Genomic DNA, 3,198 nt, shown 5'->3' on the forward strand with positions numbered 1-3,198 from the left:
CATAGCTTCATCATCACCTTTAGCTTTTTCTTCAAGCTGTTGTAAAAATCTTGCCTTTTGTTCAAAAGGATTGTTAAGTTCGGTATAAGCGTTGGCAATCTCTCTACCATAGATGAAAAGTTCAAACCTTTCAACAAGTTCTGGGTTTCCTCTCTTTTCTTTTGCAAGTGGAGAAATAGCTTTTGGAAAATCTATTACGAAAGTTGGTTGAATTAGATCAGGTTCAACTAAAGCTTCAAAGAGTTCTTGAACTCTCTTAAAGTGAGAAAGTTTTTCTGCTCCTTCTATACCAACCTCTTTCGCTTTCTGTAAAACTTTCTCTTCATCGTGTAAGAGTTCTTCTTCACTTAATCCTGTTTTTTTAGAAAGCTCTCCAAGGTATGAAATCTTTTTGAAAGGTCTTTCAAAAGAAATCTTTGTTCCTTGATATTCGATTTCTCTAACTCCTTTTCCGAAAATCTCATCAAGTAAGTACTCAAAAAGTTCCTCTGTAAGATCCATTAAATCGTAGTAGTCTGCGTAAGCCATGTAGAATTCAACCATTGTAAATTCTGGATTGTGTCTTGTGCTGATACCTTCGTTTCTAAAGTTCTTACCTATCTCGTAAACCCTTTCAAAGCCACCAACCAAAAGCCTTTTAAGGTAAAGTTCAGGGGCTATCCTTAAATAAACATCTATATCAAGAGCGTTGTAGTGGGTAATGAACGGTTTTGCAGCAGCTCCAGAAGCTATTGGTTGAAGGATAGGAGTCTCAACTTCCATAAAACCTTTGTTGTCTAAAAACTCTCTAAGTTTCTTTATTATTTTAGTTCTAGTTCTGAAAATCTCCCTTACTTCAGGGTTTACTATTAAGTCTAAGTACCTTTGTCTATAACGTTTTTCTACATCCCTTAATCCATGCCACTTTTCTGGAAGAGGTCTTAAAGATTTTGTTAAAAGCTCCATTTTTAAAACTTCAAGGGTAAGTTCCCCTTTACCTGTTCTAAAAAGTTTTCCTCTAACTCCAACAATGTCTCCAATATCTATAAGCTTTTTAAAGATTTTGTTATAGAACTCCTCTCCGACAACATCTCTTCTAATATAACACTGCAATTTCTCAGTTCCATCTTGAATGTGGAAAAACGCAGCTTTACCCATAACTCTCATTGAAACTATTCTTCCAGCTAAAGAAAACTCATCAGCTGGAAGATCTTCCTTTTCCTTCTCTTCTCCCTCTTTGTGTCTTCCAAATCTATCAAGAAGCTCTTTAGCAGTTGTATCTACTTCATATTTGTACGCATAAGGATCTACTCCTATCTCTTTTAACTTCTCTATCTTTTCTTTTCTCTGCTCAATTATTCTCTCTTCAGCCATTTCTTTCTAAAGCCTCCTTTATTATTTTCCAAATAAAAAAAATTAAATGCGGACTTCATATTTTAATACGGAAAAGAGAAATTGGGGAAACGTGGCGGTACAAACCGCCACAATCTAGTTAAGAATTAAGAGAACACTCTCTTGAAAATATAGTCAACATGTTTTGTGTGGTAAGAAAGGTCGAAAATGTCCTCTATCTCATCTTCTGTTAAAACTTTTCTAACTCTTTCATCGTTCTTTAAAAGTTCCTTGAACTCTACTCCTTCATTCCACACTTTCATGGCATTTTCTTGAACAATGGCGTAAGCGTCTTCTCTTGATAGTCCTCCCTTTTCTATGAGGGTAAGAAGCACTCTTTGAGAAAAGACAAGACCTTTTAAAAGGTTTAAGTTTTTCATCATGTTTTCTGGATAAACTACAAGATTTTCCATAAGGTTTGCAAATTTTTGGAGCATATAGTCAAGAGCAATGCAGGCGTCTTTAAAAACAGTTCTTTCTGTTGAAGAGTGGGAGATATCCCTTTCATGCCACAATGGAACGTTCTCCATTCCAACAATGGAAGCACTCCTTACAACCCTTGCAAGGCCACAGAGTCTTTCAGAAAGAATTGGATTACGCTTGTGAGGCATAGCAGAAGACCCTTTCTGTCCTTTCTTAAATGGCTCTTCCACTTCTCTAACTTCTGTTCTTTGAAGGTGTCTAATTTCTGTCGCGAACTTTTCAATCGAAGAGGCTGTTAAAGCCATTGCAAGCAAGAACTCTGCATGCCTATCTCTTTGAACAACTTGGTTTGAAGCTTTTGCGTATCCAATACCAAGTCTCTTACAAGTCATTTCTTCAACTCTTGGGTCTATGTTTGCAAATGTTCCAACAGCTCCAGAGATTTTTCCAACGGCAGCTCTTTCAAGGGCACTAGATAATCTTTCATAGTTTCTTCTCATTTCGTCGTACCAAATGGCAAGCTTCAAACCAAAAGTAATAGGCTCAGCGTGAACTCCGTGAGTTCTACCTATCATAACGGTGTCTTTGTGTTCAAAAGCACGCTTTTTAATTGCTTCCATAACTTTTTCAATATCTTTTAAAAGAAGCTCTCCAGCTTGCTTTATTTGTAAAGCAAATGCTGTATCAAGCATATCGGAAGAAGTCATTCCAAAGTGAAGATACTTTGCTTCATCTCCAACAATTTCTTTTATATAGGTAAGAAACGCAATAACATCGTGGTTAGTAATTTCTTCAATCTCATTAATTCTCTTTATGTCAAAGTCCTTTTCTCCTTCAAGGTAAGGCTTCACTTTCTCCTTTATAACCTCAACAGCTTCTTTTGGAACTTTTCCAAGTTCAGCCCATGCCTCACAAGCGGCCACTTCAACTTTTAACCAGTTCCTTAGTTTGTTCTGTTCATCCCAAATAGAACCCATTTCCGGAAGCGTATATCTTGGTATCATTTACGACCTCCAAAAAGACAAAATTTGCATTCTTTAAGATATCACAATGCAGTGGATCATCTCAAACTAAATTGTCTTTTCCACTTTTGAATTCAATATTTCCATCCTACAGATAGGAAGTAAAAATTTATACCATCATTTGGGTAAAAAATTCCGTTGTTGGAATAGTGTTGCATTCCAAGGTTAAACGTAAGTTTTTTAATTTTAAAAAAAACTTTCGCAAAATGGTTAAAAGAAAAATATCCTCCAAACTTTTCTTTTCCTATAAACTTTGAGGAAAATAGCGAAACTCCCGAGGAGTAGCATAGTTGAAGCATCTTAGACAGTTTAACGCAGAACATAGGATTAAAGTCAACTACGTTGTTGGTATCTCTATCCGAATAGTTTAAGAGGTTATCCC

General features: G+C 36.1%; 3 protein-coding genes. All 3 read right to left on the bottom strand.

Annotated features, from left to right (window positions below):
- The coding region (gene lysS, locus ABGX27_07670; GenBank protein MEO2069372.1) for a lysine--tRNA ligase at positions 1–1,353 on the bottom strand (1,353 nt) is incomplete at its 3' end.
- A gap of 125 nt (positions 1,354–1,478) precedes the next feature.
- Positions 1,479–2,798: an adenylosuccinate lyase gene (gene purB, locus ABGX27_07675; GenBank protein ID MEO2069373.1), complete on the bottom strand. Its 1,320-nt coding sequence runs from the start codon at positions 2,796–2,798 to the stop codon at positions 1,479–1,481.
- Positions 2,799–2,890: 92 nt separating this feature from the next.
- On the bottom strand, positions 2,891–3,198 hold a 308-nt coding region (locus ABGX27_07680), incomplete at its 5' end, for an acyloxyacyl hydrolase (protein ID MEO2069374.1).

It is taken from the genome of Desulfurobacteriaceae bacterium, assembly GCA_039832905.1.
GTDB lineage: Bacteria > Aquificota > Aquificia > Desulfurobacteriales > Desulfurobacteriaceae > Desulfurobacterium.

Bases quoted from the DNA above. Each gene is read 5' to 3' on its own strand.
- purB (MEO2069373.1), bottom strand. From the start codon at position 2,798: ATGATACCAAGATATACGCTTCCGGAAATGGGTTCTATTTGGGATGAA.